The following is a 15,977-nucleotide window of genomic DNA, read 5'->3' as shown; positions in this document are numbered from 1 at the left end:
CATCAGTTTATAGGCATTGGACTGGTACACTTTTATTCCGCGATCGCAGCGAAATTAGTGCACTTCAGTGGTACATTTTTACACCGCTATTTACATGCAGAGATATACAACCAAGTCCTAATGATGCTTGGTCATGAAATATTTGATCCAGAAATAAGCAGACGAGTTCTAGTTGATCATGCATTTATTGTCGCTGGGGGTGAGATTACTAAACAAGCGAGAAATTGGCTTGGTGAAAAACTAGACGCTTCAAAGCGAAGCCAGATTTTATTTATGGATCGCGAGGACATACTTAATTTATATATCGTCAATAATCTGCCGTTACCAGAAAATGCGCTACCTGAATCTGAGTCAAAGTTCGACGATGATATTCCTTTTTGATGATGTGTACTTGCTCTAGCTCTGAACATAACTAGTCGCTGTTGGCGGACAATTATTTCATCGCTATCACAGCTCAAAATTACTGCAAAGCTTTGTGTAAAAAACCCTTACCCTCAGCATACATGAAGAGAACAGAATATGGAATTTAATGAATACGAGCTGCAGAGACTATTTGGCCATGAGGCAGCTGAAGATGAGGATCCTCTAAGATTAAAAGAGTACTACTTCAAAAGCAAAGTGTATTCCCAGGTTGTTAATGATCTACCATTGCGAATAGTAGTCGGTCATAAAGGGATAGGGAAATCAGCTCTTTTTCAAATTGCGATCGATGAAGAGTCAGAAAAGAATCGACTGACATTACTGATCAAACCCGATGACATCATCGGTATAGGCGAAGATACGGATGATTTTCTGAAACTGATTAGAGATTGGAAAACTGGTATAAATGAAATTATCGCAAGAAAAGCTCTAATATCTTTTGGCTTATCATTCGATGGGTTGAGAGGGAAGTTTAATCAATATAGTGGTGCCGTATTAGATTTTCTCACATCAACCTTTAATGCCAGTGACAAGGTTAATTTGTCTCCCTCAAAAGAAGCAATAATAAAGGATTTCTTAAAACACAATAAAATTTCTGTATATATCGATGATTTAGACAGGGGCTGGCAAGGACGGAAACACGACATTCAAAGAATTTCGGCACTATTAAATGCGGTAAGGGATATGTCTACGGAAAATCGGGGAATATACTTTAGAGTTAGCTTAAGATCGGATGTCTACTATTTGGCCCGAACATCTGATGAATCAACTGACAAAACAGAAGGCTCTGTGATCTGGTACTCGTGGACCAATCATGAAATCTTGGTTCTCCTCGTGAAGAGGATTGAAAGTTACTTTGGAAGAGGAGTAAATGAGGCTGAGCTACTGGCAAAACATCAATCTTCACTAATGAATTACCTAGCTTCGATAATTGAATTGAAATTCACTGGAAAAGGTCATTGGAAAGATGCACCTATGTATAGGGTACTGATGTCTTTAATTAGGAAACGTCCTCGTGATTTAGTCAAATTGCTCACTTTGGCTGGAAGAGAGGCAAAGTCAAAAGGCTCAGACCAAATAGCAACAAATCACTTGGAAGCCATTTTTGAAGAGTACTCTCAAGGCAGGCTTCAAGATACCATTAATGAATATCGCTCTGAGTTACCCAATATTGAAAAGCTCATTCTTGGAATGCGTCCGTCTAAGATTCAACGAAAAGCTTCTCAAGGTTATGTCTATAGCACCGACCAATTATTGAAAAAAATTAGAGCAATTGAAGAACAAGGCAAATACCACTGGGCGAATGGAAGCCAAGCTGATACCAAAGAATTGGCAGCTTTCCTTTACAAAATAAACTTCATTACAGCCCGTAAGCAACTGCCCTCGGGAATTGATCGCAAGTATTTTGAGGAAAATCGGTACCTATCAAATAAATTTACTGAGTTTGGTTATGACTGGGAAGTTCACCCAGCTTACCGCTGGGCGCTCCAACCTGAAGATGCTATGCAGATATTCAATGAACTAGAGTTAAGTGCGAGTTGATAGCTGCTTATAACAAAACGCTGCTAGGAATAAAGCTACGCTACGCTTTTGTTTGTCCCAGAGATCAGTATTAGCGTTCATAATGGAGGCCCATGGAAAAGCGATACCAAATCTTTATCAGCTCTACTTTCGTAGATCTAATTGATGAACGACAGGCTACGCTAAAGGCGATCTTAGAAATCGATCATATGCCTGCTGGTATGGAGTTGTTTCCAGCTACAGACGATACTGCTTGGCAACTCATACGTGATGTTATCGATAACTCCGACTATTACATTTTGATTATTGGCGGGCGTTACGGCTCTCTGGATGAAGTGGGTATCGGTTACACAGAGAAAGAGTACGACTATGCGCTCGAAACAAAGAAGCCAGTAATACCTCTACTTCACGAAAATCCGGATAATCTCCCGCGGGATAAAACTGAAACAGATGGTGTTGTTTGGGAGAAATTGAAAAAATTCCGTACAAAAATTGAGAAAAACCATACTTGTGTTTATTGGAAAAGCGCTGACGATCTAAAAGCTAAAGTAATTGTCGGGTTAACCACTGCTTTCAAAAGACATCCGACAGTTGGCTGGGTTAGAGCGGATAAGGTGCCCACAGAAGCCACGCTAGCAGACATGCTGGCACTCAAGAACAAAATTGCCGAGTTGGAGTGCGAGGCTGAAAGCCTTCGAGATAAGCCCCCGTCTGGAACGGAGGCCTTGTCTCAAGGAGAGGACAAATTTGAAATTCATATGTCGTTTGAAGCTAGAAAAGAGTTATCAGCACCTCCCTATCATAAAATCCAAGGCTATACGGCATCCATAACACCGACATGGAATGCTATTTTTGCAGCGGTTGCTCCTTCTATGATTAATGAAGCATCAGACCACGCACTACGACAATCATTCTACGATTTTCTGCGAAGAGAGTCGATAAAGGCATTTCAGTCACGTAAAGAGTTTAAAGATCGAGAACTAAGATCTTTTTCATTTCGGAAGGATGAAATAGAGACGTGCATGGTGCAGCTTAGAGCATTGGGCTTGATTAAAGAGAATGACCGAAAGCGAAGTATAAAAGACAACGGTACCTACTGGACTCTGACCCCGTATGGTAATACTTTGATGGTTCAGCTTCGCGCAGTAAGGCGTGAACCTGTTTTGGAGGAAGATTTCGGTGGAACGGCCGCAGAGTCGAAGGGTGATGATGAGCATTAATCTTATCAACATAGTTCGTGATAATTCGTGGATCTTTCCTCTGATAACAATCAATCACAAAGGCTTCAAACAATAAAGGCTTAAATAACGAGAATTGGGGTCAGAGAATTTAATCATTTAATAACTCTGACTACAATTTTCCGGTGAACCACTAATTCTTTCTTAGTTTCTATGTTTAATAATTTAACAGAAGATCAAATCATATTAGAACAACTTCATTGCGCAATAGAGTTATTTCTACAAAATAGATTTATCCCGGCAATTACGCTTGCTGGTGCTGCAGAAGAAATTCTGGGAAAAATGGTTAAAGATAAAGATTTAAAACACGCACAAGACATTATTATTGATTTTATAATTATGGCTGATAGATCTCGGGGAAGATCAGCAAAGCAGATTCGTGATGATGGAAATCGTGTACGAAATTGTCTTAAACACGGAATAAAAGGTGAGATAAAAAAGAATATAGAGGTTGAAGCATTTATAATGATCCAGCGAGCGATAGAGAACTATCAGAGGTTAGGCAAACCAAAAACCAAGTTAATGGATACATTTACCGAAGCCAGTAAGAACATTGGTTAATTATTAATTTATTACTCCCTCATTTGACACCCGCCTAAATTCCACATAACCCATTAACCCCACCCGCCCAAAACCCCCAGGCGGGCATCCTTCCGCCTTATTCCACCCCATGTCTTCCGCCATCATGGCGGCATGACACGACAAATCAAAAGTATCATCATTCACTGCACAGCCACGCCCAACGGCAAGCACTTCTCTGTCAGCGATATCGACCGCTGGCATCAAGAGCGTGGGTTCAAACGCTCTGCTGAATTCAGACAATGGCAAAACTCTGATCTTGCCGCCATCGGCTACCACTTCGTAATCTACCCCAATGGCGCAGTCGCCACCGGACGCCACCTGGACGAAATAGGCGCGCATGCGCAAGGCTATAACAGCAAAAGCCTGGGCATTTGTTTAATCGGCACAAATCAATTCACACTTGAGCAATGGGTAGCCTTACGGGACAACGTCCGCAAACTGCAAGAGCACGTCATGCTCCTGCAGGGCGACAGCCACCCGCCCATCGTGCTGGGTCATTGCGATCTGCCCAACGTCAAAAAAGAATGCCCCGGGTTTTCGGTAGTAAATTGGCTGGGTAACGATATGCAGTCGTTGCCTGCGCATGTTCTAGGCAATGAGGAGATTGCCGATGATGAATAAGCGCAACGCCTTGATTGGCCTGTCCGCTGCCGCACTGGTAACGATTGCCGGGTTCGAGGGTTACCGTGGCAGCGCCTATGATGATGGCGTGGGTGTGCAGACTATCGGCTTCGGTACCACTGAAAACGTCACAGCGGGCGACAAGATCACCCTGGAGCGGGCGTTGGGATTGCTGTACCGCGATGCAAACGACATCGCTGCCCGGATAGCGGACTGTGTTGGGCTCGTGCCGGTCTATGCACATGAAGCCGATGCCTTCGTCAGCCTCGCCTACAACATCGGTGCAAGCGCCTTCTGCAAATCCACACTGGTCAAGAAATTAAAGCAAACCCCGCCGGATTACGCCGGGGCGTGCGCGCAAATTCTGCGCTGGAACCGCGCTGGCGGGCGTGTCATGGCCGGACTTAAAAAACGCCGCCAGCAGGAATATGAACTGTGTATAGGGGACAGCCAATGAGCCCGTTATTTTCACCGTACCCTTGGTTAGTTGTTTTGGTTTTACTCGGCGCATTCACGCTGTTCGGCATCGGCTACCGTCAGGGCCATGAGAATGGCAAGAACGGCTGTCTGGCCGATCAAGCCACCGCCCTCGAAGCCGCCATCAAACAAGCGCAAACCGAAGCCATCGCGCAGACTCGAGCCGAGCTGCAAGTCACCCGGGAGTTCGAAACCGCACGCGAGCAAGTGCGCACCGTCTATATCAAAGTCAAGGAAAAAGCCAATGAAAACATCGATCGGAATAGCAGTTATGGCGATTGCGGGCTCGATGCTGACGGCCTGCGCCTCTACAACGCCCGTCCCGCTGCAAGCATCCCCATCCCACCAGCCACCGGCCTCATTGACCTCCCTGTGTCCGGATCTGCCGGAGGCTCAGGACGGTCGGCTGGCAACTATCTTCAGGAACAGCCTGGAGCGGTCGGCGCTTTATTACGAATGCCAGGCGCGGCACAAAGCGCTGGTGGAATGGGCCACACCCTGGCAGGAGCAGATCGAGGAGAAATAAAGGCAGATTCACCATGAGGCCAGAGGATTTAGCGCAAAAGATCGAGCTGGCCGAATATGAGCATACCCAACGGCGCGCCATCCAGCCGGACGCCCAGCAACCGGCGCTCAGCCATTGCGAGGATTGCGGCGAGGAAATCCCGCAGGCCCGGCGGGAGATCAAAGGCATCACACGCTGCATCGACTGCCAGCAGGATCACGAATCAACCCTAAAACGAGGATTATGACGATGGATAACGAACACGCGCTGTTGCTGGGCGAGATCAAAGGCAAGCTCGATCTCGTGATCGAGAGACAGGATCAAACCAACGACCGGCTGGACAAACTGGACGGCCGCCTGCGCCAGGTCGAGAAACGCTCCGCGCTCAACGGCGCGATCAGCGGCGGGTTGGTATCAGTGGGTGTGGCCCTCATGATCGAAAAAGGCAAATCCTTGATCGGGTTATAAAAATAAATCATGAGTGCTGTAACCAGAGCCCTTAAAACAGAAATCGCAAAACTGGAAAAACGCCTGGAACGGCTGAAAGCCATAATCGATGCAGCTCCTATATCTCGAATTTTCGAGATAGGCAGAGAGAGTGCCCAAATAATCGAGAAACACCGGGACGATTACGCAACGATAGCCAAGCTACTGGAGCCACTGAAAAAAGAAGAAAAGAGAATGTATGCATTGGCCAAAAAACAAGAAAAGATATCAGAAATGATTGATGACCAGATCGATCTTGAGTTTGAAATAAGGGAATTAAAAGACAGGCTTTTTTGGGAAGAAAAGTGAGCGAAATAACAAAATAATTTATGGCCCATTCCCCCGAAACAACATCTGCAGTTAGATCTGCTTACGTTTATGAAGCGTTAAATCTGGAAGCGATTTCTGATCGGTTTAACATGCCGCGCAGCACGATCACGCGCTGGAAAAAAGCCGCGCTGAAAAATGGCGATAACTGGGATCGCGCCCGCGCTGCTGCCAGGCTCTCAGGTGAAGGCGCAGAAGCGGTCACCGCTGCCGTGCTGGAAGATTTCATGCTGTTGTTTCAAAGCACCATGGAGGATGTGAAAAACAGCCAGGACATCAAGCCACTTGATAAGGCCGAAGTGCTGTCGCGCATCTCGGACGCCTACTCCAAAACCATGAATGCGGTCACCAAGGGTAATCCTAAGCTCGACAAGCTCAGCTTCGCCGCCGATATGCTGCGCGACCTGGTGCAGTTCATCCAGACGTACTATCCCCAGCATGCGGTCGCCATGGAAGAAGTGCTGCTGCCGTTTGGCGAGAGCATCGGCAAACGCTATGGCTAAAACCACCCAGAAAGCTTTTCTGCAGGAGCTGACGCAACTAGCGGCAGAATTCCGCCGCCAGATCGAAGCCAATGTCGACGGCTTTGCACCGGACAGCAGGGCCAGAAAAGCCCGGCAAGACCGGGCGCAGCACGACCTGGAATGCTTCGCGCGCACCTACTTCCCGCATTACATCAAGCACCGCAACGCACAACTGCACGACTTCCTCTATCAGCGCCTGCCGGAGATCGTCGACAACGGCATCGGCGATCATGAGGCGATCGCCGCGCCACGCGGCAATGCCAAATCGACGCTGGTCACGCAAATCTTCGTCATCTGGTGCGTGGTCACCGGCAGAAAACACTACCCGGTGATCATCATGGACGCGCTCGACCAGGCGCTGCCCATGTTGGAAGCGATCAAGGCTGAGCTCCAGTTCAACCCGCGTTTGATCATGGACTACCCGCAGGCCACCGGCCAGGGACGTGTCTGGCAGGTCGGCACCATTGTCACCAGTAACGATGCCAAGGTGCAGGTATTCGGCTCGGGCAAACGCATGCGCGGTCTTCGACACGGCCCGCACCGGCCCGATCTGGTGATTGGTGACGATCTGGAAAACGATGAAAACGTCAGAAGCCCAGAGCAGCGCGACAAGCTGGAGTCCTGGCTCAAGAAAACCGTGCTGTCGCTCGGCCCGGCAGACGACAGCATGGACGTGGTCATCATCGGCACCATCCTGCACTATGACTCGGTATTGGCCCGCCTCATCAAAAACCCGCTGTGGAAGGCGCAGAAATTCCGCGCGGTAATCGAATGGCCGCATCGCATGGATCTGTGGGATAAATGGGAAGAACTGCTGCTGAATCAGGGCGAGGAAGCAGCGTTAAACTTCTACACCGAGCGTAAAACAGCAATGGAAGCCGGAGCAGTCGTGTCCTGGCCTGCCGCCCAGCCGCTGTATAAGCTCATGGTCAAGCGCGCCCGCGATGGCCGACCGGCTTTCGATAGTGAGCAGCAGAACGACCCCGTATCCGGTGACGATGCGCCCTTTGCCAACTGTATCCAGTTCTGGGTCAACCGGCTGCCCGAGTGGCGCTTCTTCGGCGCATGCGACCCCAGCCTGGGCAAGCATGGCGCAAGCCGCGACCCATCAGCATTGCTGGTCGGTGGCTTCAACCGGCACACCGGCATTCTGGACGTGGTGGAAGCGCTCATCAAAAAACGCCTGCCCGACCGCATCATCGAGGACATCATCAATCTGCAACGTGAATACAAGTGCGTGCTGTGGGTGGTGGAAGTGGTGCAGTTCCAGGAATTCTTGCGCACCGAGCTCGTCAAGCGCTCAGCCAGCCGAGGCGTGCCGGTGCCCGCCACCGCCATCACCCCCAGCAGCGACAAACTGCTGAGAATCGAAACCCTGCAACCGCACATGGCCAATGGACTGATCCGGCTGCACCCTTCGCAAGCTACCCTGATCGATCAACTGCGGCATTTCCCCAAGGCCGACCACGACGACGGCCCGGATGCATTGCACATGCTATGGATGGCGGCCACCACCCGGTCTGGCGGCATGGCCTATCAGGGTGCGGGCAAAACAAGCAGCAAAGGAGGCGCATGGTAAAACTGGTCGATATGTACGGCAACCCGATCGACACCGGCAAGCTGAAAGAGTCACAAACCGCCAAGGTGGCGCATCTCAATCATGAATTCGCCGGTCATCCCAGCCGGGGACTGACGCCCGCTAAACTGGCACGCATTCTGGAAAGCGCCGAACAAGGCGATAGCCGCGCGCAGCATGACCTATTCCTGGACATGGAGGAAAAAGACGGCCATATCTTTGCCGAGATGAGCAAACGCAAGCGCGCTCTCTTGACCGGCCAATGGGATATCGTGCCGCCGCGCAATCCCTCCGCCCGTGAAAAGAAAACGGCCACCGCCGTCAAAGAATTGCTCTCCGATATTGCCAACTTGGAAGACGTCATGCTCGATTGCCTGGACGGCATCGGCCACGGCTTTGCCTGCCTGGAGATCGAATGGCAACGGTTGGGACGCGACTGGCTGCCGAAAGCGATCCATCACCGGCCGCAAAGCTGGTTCATGACCGACCGGGCGACCCGCACGCAGATCCGACTGCGTGACCTTTCGCTCGATGGCGCGGCATTGCAGCCGTTCGGCTGGATCACACACGTGCATAAAGCCAAATCCGGCTACCTCTCGCGGGCCGGACTGCACCGCGTGCTCGCTTGGCCATTCCTGTTCAAGAATTACTCGGTGCGCGACCTGGCGGAATTCCTGGAAATTTACGGCTTGCCACTACGCCTGGGGACTTACCCCAGCGGCAGCGGGGATGAGGAAAAAGCCACGCTGTTGCGGGCCGTGATGCAGATCGGCCACGACGCGGCAGGCATCATCCCGGAAGGCATGTCGATCGATTTCAAGGAAGCGGCCAAAGGCAGCCACGATCCCTACCAGGCAATGATGGACTGGTGTGAACGCACCCAAAGCAAAACCATCCTGGGCGGCACCCTCACCACGCAAGCCGACGGCAAATCGAGCACTAATGCGCTCGGTAACGTGCACAACGAAGTGCGCCACGATCTCATGATGTCGGACAGCCTGCAATTGGCAGGCACCCTCACGCGTGATCTGGTCGCACCCCTGATAGTGCTGAACATCGGCGCGATCGAGGATATGAGGCGCATCCCGCGTTTCATCATCGATTTGCGCGAACCGGAGGACTTGAGCTTGTACGCGGAAGCGCTGCCCAAGCTGGTCGATGTCGGTCTGCCGGTGCCAGTCTCCTGGGTGCAGGATAAGCTGCGCATCCCTGCCCCGGAAAAAAACGAGCCGGTACTGGTGCGCTCCAAACCCACTAGTCCAGAAAATGCACCGCCATCTGCCGCCACCGGTATCGTGGCTGCGGCCACACAAAACGATCCGGACGAATTCGACATCTTTAGCGATGAACTCGCCAGTGAGTGGGAACGCGTCACCGATCCGCTGATTGCGCCCATCATGGCATTGGCTGCCAACGTAGACAACTTCGAAGATTTCCAGAAAGGCATAGTCGGGCTGCTCGAATCGATGGACACCGCCCAATTGACTGAAACCCTTGCTCAAGGGCAATTCGCCGCAGCCATCTATGGACGCGTGCGCAATCAGAAACCGCAATAAAATTATCAACCACCAAGGAGAGCAGCATGATCGATCAGCTAAAAAGCATCATCAAAGACAAATTTTTTGAGGCAGTGACCGCCATCAAGAACGATCCAGTGAAAACCGGATTGCCGTTCGCGGCCGGAGTAGTCATTGGCCTTGTCCTGGGCGCATTGTTCTAAACCAAAACATAAACCTATTGGGACGAATGCAGGATTTCGCCCCAACAATCATCCGTTAAACAATGCCAGCCTTTGAATTCAAATTATTGCCGCCAGCAGAAGCGATCGAATTCTTTCTCCAGAAAGGCTTCCTGATCGGCTTCAGTTGGGAGGACGTCTGGCAACAAGAGCACCAGGCAACGTTCACCGTCGCCAAGGCCATGCAGCTCGACATCCTGCGGGATATCCGTGAGGCCGTTGATGCTGCATTGGCTGAAGGCACAACCTTCGAGCAGTTCCGTAAAGATTTAGCTCCCTTGTTGGTGCAGAAAGGCTGGTGGGGTAAAGCCGAGATGACCGATCCGCTCACCGGCGAGACTAAACTCGTGCAGCTTGGCAGCACGCGCCGCCTCAAGGTGATTTATGACACCAACCTGCGCACCGCCCACAGCGAGGGACAATGGCAGCGCATCCAGCGCAACAAGGACGACTTTCCTTATCTCAAGTATGACGCCAACAACTCCGAACACCCGCGCCTGGAGCACTCCGCCTGGGACGGGCTGGTGTTGCCAGTGGATGATCCCTTTTGGCAGGCGCATTACCCGGTCAAGGCATGGGGTTGCAAATGCGGCGTGATGCAACTGGATGAAGATACGCTGGATGAGCTGGGATTGAAACCTGCCGAGCCGCCGCAGGAAGAAACCTACACTTATATCAACAAGCGCACCGGCGAAGTGCAGCGCATCCCAAAGGGCGTTGATCCCAGCTTCAATTATCCGCCAGGAGGACGATTGGCAAATCTGAATAAGATGCTGGCTGATAAAATTGATCGCTTGCCGGATGATTTAAAAGCTGCCGCAAATGAGCGAATCAAAAAAGCGGGGTTTTAAGCGATTTTTTGTGTTACTGGCTACTGTGCCATTACTTGAAAATTTCACCCGCGTTAACTAGGCGTTAAATCGCGTCAAATTGCTATTTGTGTGTAGGAGGTTGATCTTGATTTGGCAGTAGGTTATATATCAGCATGTGATTCATCGACAGAAATCGATTCAATGCAGGCAGTGAGATGGTGAAAAAATATATTTTTAGCGGAGATAACCCTTCACATCACCGGCAGCAAAAAGCACCGTTCCTTCGTCGCTCTTTTTTGTTTGGGTGCATGTGATTATTAGGTGTCAATGTATCTTTTCATTTGTGTAGTGATATGTGCGGACTATGATCCCTATGATGATAGTCGAAATTAAAAATCCGAAGATCGCTTCAATAACCTCTCCAAAAGGTGACGGAAGCGTTATTGGTGCGAAGTCAGACACAGAAAGCATATTTTTGATGGTGTGGCCTACGAGTGGGGTAGCTGCCAATGTCGTTGTCAAAGCTTGACCAAAATTTAGTTGAATTTCAGTAAGAGGAGGGAGAAATTGAGCCACCCCGTACAATAGCAGCGTTACGCACATTAATGCTTTAATGAGGTGTTCTGAACCGATTAAGAAAAAGAAGAAAGGGGTACCCAACTTCGACTTTAACTTCCTTAACTGGCTTTCTATTTCCGTTGCTGTGTATGTCCAAATACTCGGTACTAACTTTCTAAGGTGGATGAGTATTTCAAGAAATGCATATCGGAATACCGCCACTCCGATACCAACGCAGCCAAGAACTAGACTTATTACAGACAAAAATGTGGAGTACCGGAGGTGGTCGAAATAACCAGCGATAGCATTACCGTGTAAGCCGATCCCCAAAGTGACATAAACTTGAAATAAGAAAAGAGGCAGTATCCACATGAGTAGCATCGCATCAATGTATAAAACTGCGCTGAATCTGCGAAGTAGTCTGGAAGATCTTTGCTTGGCACTCTGCATCGCTTCCCGCAACTCTTTTCCGAAATCAAGAGGATAGTAATCAAGGCTCTCGTCTGGATCGTAAATTTCACTGGCTTCCAATCGTCTCTCATCATCCATTTCAGGGCGGCCGTAGTGAGAGATACGCATTTTCGCCAAGTATAAGTCACCTTTGAAGAGGCATGGCGCTTCGAAGGTTACTGTTGATCCGAGTAATGGATACCGCGCGCTCTTAATACGAATGCCTATTCTTCCATCCGGATCAATACCAAGAACCGCTCTAACATTGTAGACAAGTGTGTCCTTTTTGGATTCATCAGCAACGCTGTCGATGAGTCTGCCAAGGCTCGTGACGCTTTCGAAGAAATAGAAGGGAGGATTCCAAATGACTTGACCAAAAAAAGTCATGTACCTCAATACATTATCAGAGGTGACGTACAATCCAAGGATATCGTTGATTTCAAATATGTTGTGCAGTCCACTACTGGTGGTTTGCCAGATAGGGATAAGCTTAAATTTGCGGTTGGCGCCATCTCGGGCTAGTAGCGCATATGTGAAACTCCTCTTAGAAATTGCTGTCGCTCCGTTATTTCGAAAGACGGTCTGAGGTTCAATGTGAAGTCGTGCTATCCAATAGCCATCATAAGGACATTCTTGAAGCAAGAATAGCGAAACTTTACTCGGCTCAAGTTTTTCGCCTGATTCCTGTGCGTGAAGCCTACAAAATGCTTCCGTTGTTTCTATATCTTGTTGAATCCAATCGCCTATCATGTGATCCTCCCCTGCTGGTTGGAATCTTAGTTGTTAGCAAATGCGCAGAAATGACTCCGTGAGAAATACCTAACAAATAGCACAAAAACTCCAAAAAGATGCAGTATTACTAATATATTACGTCAAGGATGAAATATAACAAGGACAAGTATAAGCTATCTCCTTATGCTTTATAAAATTGCGTCTAGTCTATTTAATTTTCTTTTTAACAAAATTTGTTAGATCCACAAAAATGATGAATAAATCATGATTTTTGGATCAAGTATGCGACAAACCCTCCCACCTTCTCAAATATGCACGACGAATAACCCCTTGCTGCCTCGCATTTGACTGGCTTATCAATGAAATGCTAGTCTATTTTTAGTTAACTCTTTGTTCTAAGGAGGAAACACTACCTCCTTAATCCCTCTCGATGCTGCCGGTACCATGGCAGCATGAATCGAAAACACTCCCAATCATTCAACCCCTCTCACGGCATCGCTGCGTGCGCCATCTCGGTCACTGCCGCGAATGAAATCCAGCTATTCCCCGCTGGGCAATTCCGCGCGACCGACGGACGTCCGCATGACGTGCCGCATTGGTTTATCGATGCCGCTCTGGCAGCGCAAATCATTGCTGAATTTGAAGCTCGCGCGAACCGCACGGTGGTGGACTATGAACACCAAACCTTGCTTGCTGCACAAAACGGCCAACCCGCCCCGGCTGCGGGCTGGTTTGGCAAATTGGAATGGCGTGAGTCCGGTCTCTATGCCGTCGATGTGGAATGGACGGAACGCGCCACTCAAATGATCGAAGGCGGCGAATACAAATACATCTCCCCTGTTTTTGCTTACGACAAGAAGACCGGGAAGGTCAAGCGGCTGTTGCATGCCGCTTTGACCAATAACCCGGCGCTCGATGGCATGGATGCCGTTGCCGCTTCTCAATTTTTTAATCAGGAGAAACTAAACATGGATCAATTACTCGAGCAATTGCGCTGGCTGCTCAACATGCCGGTGACCGCGACGGTTGATGAAGTGGTCACCGAACTGCAGAAAGCCATCGACCAGTTGAAAGGCAACAATCCTGCGATTGCCACCAAGGCGGATTTCAATCTGGTCGCGCTGGTGCAAAGCCTAAACAGCGAAATTGCCTCCCTCAAAACGGTTGCCAATCATCCCGATCCGGCCAAATTCGTGCCGGTCGCCACCATGAAAGCGCTCCAGGATGAAGTTGCCAGTCTGCGCAAAGAAAAAATCGAGCGCGAGGTGGACGACGTGGTCGAGATCGCGTTATCCGAAGGCAAGCTGCTGCCCGCCCAGGAAGAATGGGCGCGCAACCTTGGTAAAGAAAACCTGGCATCGCTCAAGCAGTACCTGGCGGCCGCACAACCGATTGCAGCCTTGAGCAGCACACAAACCGGCGGGAAACCCCCGCAAGGAAACGAGAGTGAAGCGTTAACGGAAGAGCAGCTCGCACTCTGCCGGGTAATGAACATCGACCCGGAAGACTTCAAGAAAAACATGCCCGCCACGGCCTAACCAGACAAATCGATTAACCCCCACAGGAGAAAACATGGCGCTCTCAGCAGATCGCAACACCCCGATGAAAGACGGCGAGCTGGTCAATGTACCGGTCGCCACCAACGCCAAGATTTATGCAGGTTCACTGGTGGCGCTCAATGCCTCCGGCTATGCCACGCCGGGTGCCGTGGCTGCCACCCTGACCTATTTAGGGCGCGCGGAGGAGCAGGTGGACAACACGGGCGGTGCGGATGGCGCGAAAACCGTCAATGTCCGCCGCAAGAAAGCCTTCAAGTTTAAAAACTACGGATCAGATGCGGTGGTTCAGGCCGATCTCGGCAAGACCTGCTACATCGTCGATGACGAGACGGTCGCCAAGACCGACGGCACCGCCACGCGCTCGGTTGCAGGCAAGGTCGTCGGCCTCGATTCGGACGGCGTCTGGGTCGAGTAACAAAATCAGATCAATACACCACAAGGAGCCATTATGACTTTTTCTAAAATCTTGACCGTGCTGTGCGCCATCGCGCTGGCGATGGGTTTCATTGCGTTTGGCGCGACAGCCGCGCCTTGGGATAACCTCAGCTTGCCTAGCGAGAGCATGGAATCGCTGGGTTTCGTTGGCCTGGCCGGGCTGCTGGTCAACAAGCAGACCCTTAGCGATGTGTTCATCTCGCTTAAAACCTCCTTCCATAACGCCTTCGGAGCCGCACCCACGGTCTGGCAGAAGATCGCCATGAGGATAACTTCCAACACCAGCCAGAACGATTACGCGTGGCTGTCCAAATTCCCGAGAATGCGCGAGTGGATCGGCGATAAAAACGTTAAGGCGCTGGAAGCGTTCAAGTACACCATCCCTAACAAGGATTGGGAAGCGACCATCGAAGTCGACCGCAACGACATCGAGGACGATCAGCTCGGCATCTACGGCCCGCAGGCGCAAATGGCAGGTGAATCGGCCGCGCAGTTGCCGGATGAAATCGTCATGGCCCTGGTTAACGATGCGTTCACCAACCTGGGCTTTGACGGACAGTACTTCTTCGACACCGATCACCTGGTGGCAGGCGCGAGCATTTCCAACAAACTGACGGTGGCCTTGAGCGCCGTGAGCCAAGCAGCCGCCATCGCCAGCTACGGCGCAGCCCGCACCACCATGCGCAAGTTCAAGGACGACGAAGGCCGCCCGCTCAATATCAACCCGAACGTGCTGCTGGTGCCGCCTGCGTTGGAGGACGTCGCACTGGCATTGATCAACAATGACCGCTTGGACGATGGAAAAGCCAATCTGTACAAAGGCACGGCGCAAGTGGTGGTCGATGCGCGCCTGACCTCCGACACCGCCTGGTACCTGCTCGATACCACCAAGCCGGTCAAGCCGTTCATCTACCAGGAGCGTAAAGCGCCGGTATTCGTCGAGCAAACCAGCCAGGAAAACGACGATGTGTTCATGCGCAAGAAATTCAAATTCGGCGCGGAAGCACGTGCATCGGGCGGTTACGGATTCTGGCAATTGGCAGTGGGTTCGACCGGCGCGGGTTAATCGATAACGGGCGAATACAAGATTCGCCCCAATGAAACGACCCCTAACCCATCAATTTAACGGACAAACAACATGGCCAAAACAGACAAAACTACCGACCCCGCAGCAGAAAACCTGGCAACACCAGAAATCAAAACCCAAGACACAGTTAATAAAGAAAAGATCAAAGCCCTACGTATACGGGCGTTCAATGATCGCTTCCGCCGGGCGGGCATCACCTTCGGAAAAGAAGACCAGGTGATCCCGCTGGCTGATTTGACGGCTGAACAAATTGCCCAGATCAAAAGCGAGCCGATGCTGGCGGTCTCGGAAACCGAGATCGACGCATAATCGTTACGCGGTAACAACTC

The 15,977-nt window shown here is 50.5% G+C and carries 19 protein-coding genes and 1 pseudogene; 19 read left to right on the top strand and 1 reads right to left on the bottom strand.

Annotated elements, in window-relative coordinates; translation table 11 throughout:
* The 15 genes and pseudogenes from BLW34_RS03465 to BLW34_RS03400 form a co-directional block, all read left to right on the top strand.
* Positions 1-381, top strand: a pseudogene (locus BLW34_RS03465) (hypothetical protein); the annotation flags it as partial.
* A gap of 138 nt (positions 382-519) precedes the next feature.
* The gene (locus BLW34_RS03460) at positions 520-1,962 is read left to right on the top strand and encodes a P-loop ATPase, Sll1717 family (protein ID WP_090575642.1); all 1,443 of its coding nucleotides are present in this window, start codon (positions 520-522) and stop codon (positions 1,960-1,962) included.
* A gap of 92 nt (positions 1,963-2,054) precedes the next feature.
* Complete coding sequence (locus tag BLW34_RS03455) at positions 2,055-3,161, top strand: DUF4062 domain-containing protein (protein ID WP_090575640.1); 1,107 nt, start codon at positions 2,055-2,057, stop codon at positions 3,159-3,161.
* Between the two features lie 171 nt (positions 3,162-3,332).
* Positions 3,333-3,740, top strand: coding sequence for a hypothetical protein (locus BLW34_RS03450; RefSeq protein WP_090575638.1), 408 nt, complete (start codon positions 3,333-3,335; stop codon positions 3,738-3,740).
* A gap of 132 nt (positions 3,741-3,872) precedes the next feature.
* Positions 3,873-4,382 carry an N-acetylmuramoyl-L-alanine amidase gene (locus tag BLW34_RS03445; RefSeq protein WP_090575635.1) on the top strand — a complete coding sequence of 170 codons (510 nt, stop codon included), beginning with the start codon at positions 3,873-3,875 and terminating at the stop codon, positions 4,380-4,382.
* Positions 4,372-4,839 carry a lysozyme gene (locus BLW34_RS03440; RefSeq protein ID WP_090575632.1) on the top strand — a complete coding sequence of 156 codons (468 nt, stop codon included), beginning with the start codon at positions 4,372-4,374 and terminating at the stop codon, positions 4,837-4,839. The genes BLW34_RS03445 and BLW34_RS03440 overlap by 11 nt, the downstream gene beginning before the upstream one ends.
* The gene (locus BLW34_RS16030) at positions 4,836-5,402 is read left to right on the top strand and encodes a hypothetical protein (protein ID WP_090575629.1); all 567 of its coding nucleotides are present in this window, start codon (positions 4,836-4,838) and stop codon (positions 5,400-5,402) included. Before BLW34_RS03440 ends, BLW34_RS16030 begins: the two co-directional genes overlap by 4 nt.
* A complete protein-coding gene (locus tag BLW34_RS17245) occupies positions 5,399-5,611 on the top strand; it encodes a TraR/DksA C4-type zinc finger protein (protein WP_090575626.1) in 213 nt (70 codons plus the stop codon). Before BLW34_RS16030 ends, BLW34_RS17245 begins: the two co-directional genes overlap by 4 nt.
* Positions 5,612-5,613: 2 nt before the next feature.
* Entirely contained in the window at positions 5,614-5,832 is a 219-nt protein-coding gene (locus BLW34_RS03425; protein ID WP_090575622.1) for a hypothetical protein, read from the top strand.
* A gap of 9 nt (positions 5,833-5,841) precedes the next feature.
* Entirely contained in the window at positions 5,842-6,159 is a 318-nt protein-coding gene (locus tag BLW34_RS03420) for a hypothetical protein (protein WP_090575620.1), read from the top strand.
* Positions 6,160-6,179: 20 nt separating this feature from the next.
* A complete protein-coding gene (locus tag BLW34_RS03415) occupies positions 6,180-6,680 on the top strand; it encodes a DUF1804 family protein (RefSeq protein WP_090575617.1) in 501 nt (166 codons plus the stop codon).
* Positions 6,673-8,280 (top strand): phage terminase large subunit, encoded by a 1,608-nt coding sequence (terL, locus tag BLW34_RS03410; protein ID WP_090575613.1) that lies wholly within the window; start codon positions 6,673-6,675, stop codon positions 8,278-8,280. Before BLW34_RS03415 ends, terL begins: the two co-directional genes overlap by 8 nt.
* Positions 8,274-9,833 carry a DUF935 domain-containing protein gene (locus BLW34_RS03405; protein ID WP_090575607.1) on the top strand — a complete coding sequence of 520 codons (1,560 nt, stop codon included), beginning with the start codon at positions 8,274-8,276 and terminating at the stop codon, positions 9,831-9,833. The genes terL and BLW34_RS03405 overlap by 7 nt, the downstream gene beginning before the upstream one ends.
* A 26-nt stretch (positions 9,834-9,859) precedes the next feature.
* Complete coding sequence (locus tag BLW34_RS16025) at positions 9,860-9,997, top strand: hypothetical protein (RefSeq protein WP_177165947.1); 138 nt, start codon at positions 9,860-9,862, stop codon at positions 9,995-9,997.
* Positions 9,998-10,059: 62 nt separating this feature from the next.
* On the top strand, positions 10,060-10,866 hold the full coding sequence (locus BLW34_RS03400) for a phage head morphogenesis protein (RefSeq protein ID WP_090575605.1): 807 nt from the start codon (positions 10,060-10,062) through the stop codon (positions 10,864-10,866).
* A gap of 285 nt (positions 10,867-11,151) precedes the next feature.
* Here the strand turns inward: BLW34_RS03400 and BLW34_RS03395 are convergent, their stop codons facing one another.
* On the bottom strand, positions 11,152-12,585 hold the full coding sequence (locus tag BLW34_RS03395) for a hypothetical protein (RefSeq protein ID WP_090575602.1): 1,434 nt from the start codon (positions 12,583-12,585) through the stop codon (positions 11,152-11,154).
* 434 nt (positions 12,586-13,019) lie between these two features.
* On the opposite strand from BLW34_RS03395, the gene BLW34_RS03390 reads away from it, so the two are divergent.
* The 4 genes from BLW34_RS03390 (at position 13,020) to BLW34_RS03375 (ending at position 15,957) form a co-directional block, all read left to right on the top strand.
* Positions 13,020-14,105 carry a phage protease gene (locus BLW34_RS03390; protein ID WP_090575599.1) on the top strand — a complete coding sequence of 362 codons (1,086 nt, stop codon included), beginning with the start codon at positions 13,020-13,022 and terminating at the stop codon, positions 14,103-14,105.
* Between the two features lie 34 nt (positions 14,106-14,139).
* On the top strand, positions 14,140-14,541 hold the full coding sequence (locus tag BLW34_RS03385) for a hypothetical protein (protein ID WP_090575596.1): 402 nt from the start codon (positions 14,140-14,142) through the stop codon (positions 14,539-14,541).
* Positions 14,542-14,574: 33 nt separating this feature from the next.
* Positions 14,575-15,627, top strand: a complete 1,053-nt coding sequence (locus BLW34_RS03380) for a Mu-like prophage major head subunit gpT family protein (protein ID WP_256203551.1) — start codon at positions 14,575-14,577, stop codon at positions 15,625-15,627.
* A 72-nt stretch (positions 15,628-15,699) separates the two neighbouring features.
* Complete coding sequence (locus BLW34_RS03375) at positions 15,700-15,957, top strand: HI1506-related protein (protein ID WP_090575594.1); 258 nt, start codon at positions 15,700-15,702, stop codon at positions 15,955-15,957.
* The last annotated feature ends 20 nt before the right edge of the window (positions 15,958-15,977 follow it).

The sequence above is a fragment of the Nitrosomonas sp. Nm58 genome, assembly GCF_900107335.1.
Classification (GTDB): domain Bacteria; phylum Pseudomonadota; class Gammaproteobacteria; order Burkholderiales; family Nitrosomonadaceae; genus Nitrosomonas.
This window is presented reverse-complemented; position numbering and strand designations above follow the sequence as displayed.

What these genes read in the sequence shown, in the direction of transcription:
- BLW34_RS03385 (WP_090575596.1), top strand. Translation starts at nt 14,140, where the DNA reads ATGGCGCTCTCAGCAGATCGCAACACCCCGATGAAAGACGGCGAGCTG.
- BLW34_RS03380 (WP_256203551.1), top strand. Translation starts at nt 14,575, where the DNA reads ATGACTTTTTCTAAAATCTTGACCGTGCTGTGCGCCATCGCGCTGGCG.
- BLW34_RS03390 (WP_090575599.1), top strand. Translation starts at nt 13,020, where the DNA reads ATGAATCGAAAACACTCCCAATCATTCAACCCCTCTCACGGCATCGCT.
- BLW34_RS03395 (WP_090575602.1), bottom strand. Translation starts at nt 12,585, where the DNA reads ATGATAGGCGATTGGATTCAACAAGATATAGAAACAACGGAAGCATTT.
- BLW34_RS03405 (WP_090575607.1), top strand. Translation starts at nt 8,274, where the DNA reads ATGGTAAAACTGGTCGATATGTACGGCAACCCGATCGACACCGGCAAG.
- BLW34_RS17245 (WP_090575626.1), top strand. Translation starts at nt 5,399, where the DNA reads ATGAGGCCAGAGGATTTAGCGCAAAAGATCGAGCTGGCCGAATATGAG.
- BLW34_RS16030 (WP_090575629.1), top strand. Translation starts at nt 4,836, where the DNA reads ATGAGCCCGTTATTTTCACCGTACCCTTGGTTAGTTGTTTTGGTTTTA.
- BLW34_RS03425 (WP_090575622.1), top strand. Translation starts at nt 5,614, where the DNA reads ATGGATAACGAACACGCGCTGTTGCTGGGCGAGATCAAAGGCAAGCTC.
- BLW34_RS16025 (WP_177165947.1), top strand. Translation starts at nt 9,860, where the DNA reads ATGATCGATCAGCTAAAAAGCATCATCAAAGACAAATTTTTTGAGGCA.
- terL (WP_090575613.1), top strand. Translation starts at nt 6,673, where the DNA reads ATGGCTAAAACCACCCAGAAAGCTTTTCTGCAGGAGCTGACGCAACTA.
- BLW34_RS03445 (WP_090575635.1), top strand. Translation starts at nt 3,873, where the DNA reads ATGACACGACAAATCAAAAGTATCATCATTCACTGCACAGCCACGCCC.
- BLW34_RS03450 (WP_090575638.1), top strand. Translation starts at nt 3,333, where the DNA reads ATGTTTAATAATTTAACAGAAGATCAAATCATATTAGAACAACTTCAT.
- BLW34_RS03420 (WP_090575620.1), top strand. Translation starts at nt 5,842, where the DNA reads ATGAGTGCTGTAACCAGAGCCCTTAAAACAGAAATCGCAAAACTGGAA.
- BLW34_RS03415 (WP_090575617.1), top strand. Translation starts at nt 6,180, where the DNA reads ATGGCCCATTCCCCCGAAACAACATCTGCAGTTAGATCTGCTTACGTT.
- BLW34_RS03375 (WP_090575594.1), top strand. Translation starts at nt 15,700, where the DNA reads ATGGCCAAAACAGACAAAACTACCGACCCCGCAGCAGAAAACCTGGCA.
- BLW34_RS03460 (WP_090575642.1), top strand. Translation starts at nt 520, where the DNA reads ATGGAATTTAATGAATACGAGCTGCAGAGACTATTTGGCCATGAGGCA.
- BLW34_RS03400 (WP_090575605.1), top strand. Translation starts at nt 10,060, where the DNA reads ATGCCAGCCTTTGAATTCAAATTATTGCCGCCAGCAGAAGCGATCGAA.
- BLW34_RS03455 (WP_090575640.1), top strand. Translation starts at nt 2,055, where the DNA reads ATGGAAAAGCGATACCAAATCTTTATCAGCTCTACTTTCGTAGATCTA.
- BLW34_RS03440 (WP_090575632.1), top strand. Translation starts at nt 4,372, where the DNA reads ATGATGAATAAGCGCAACGCCTTGATTGGCCTGTCCGCTGCCGCACTG.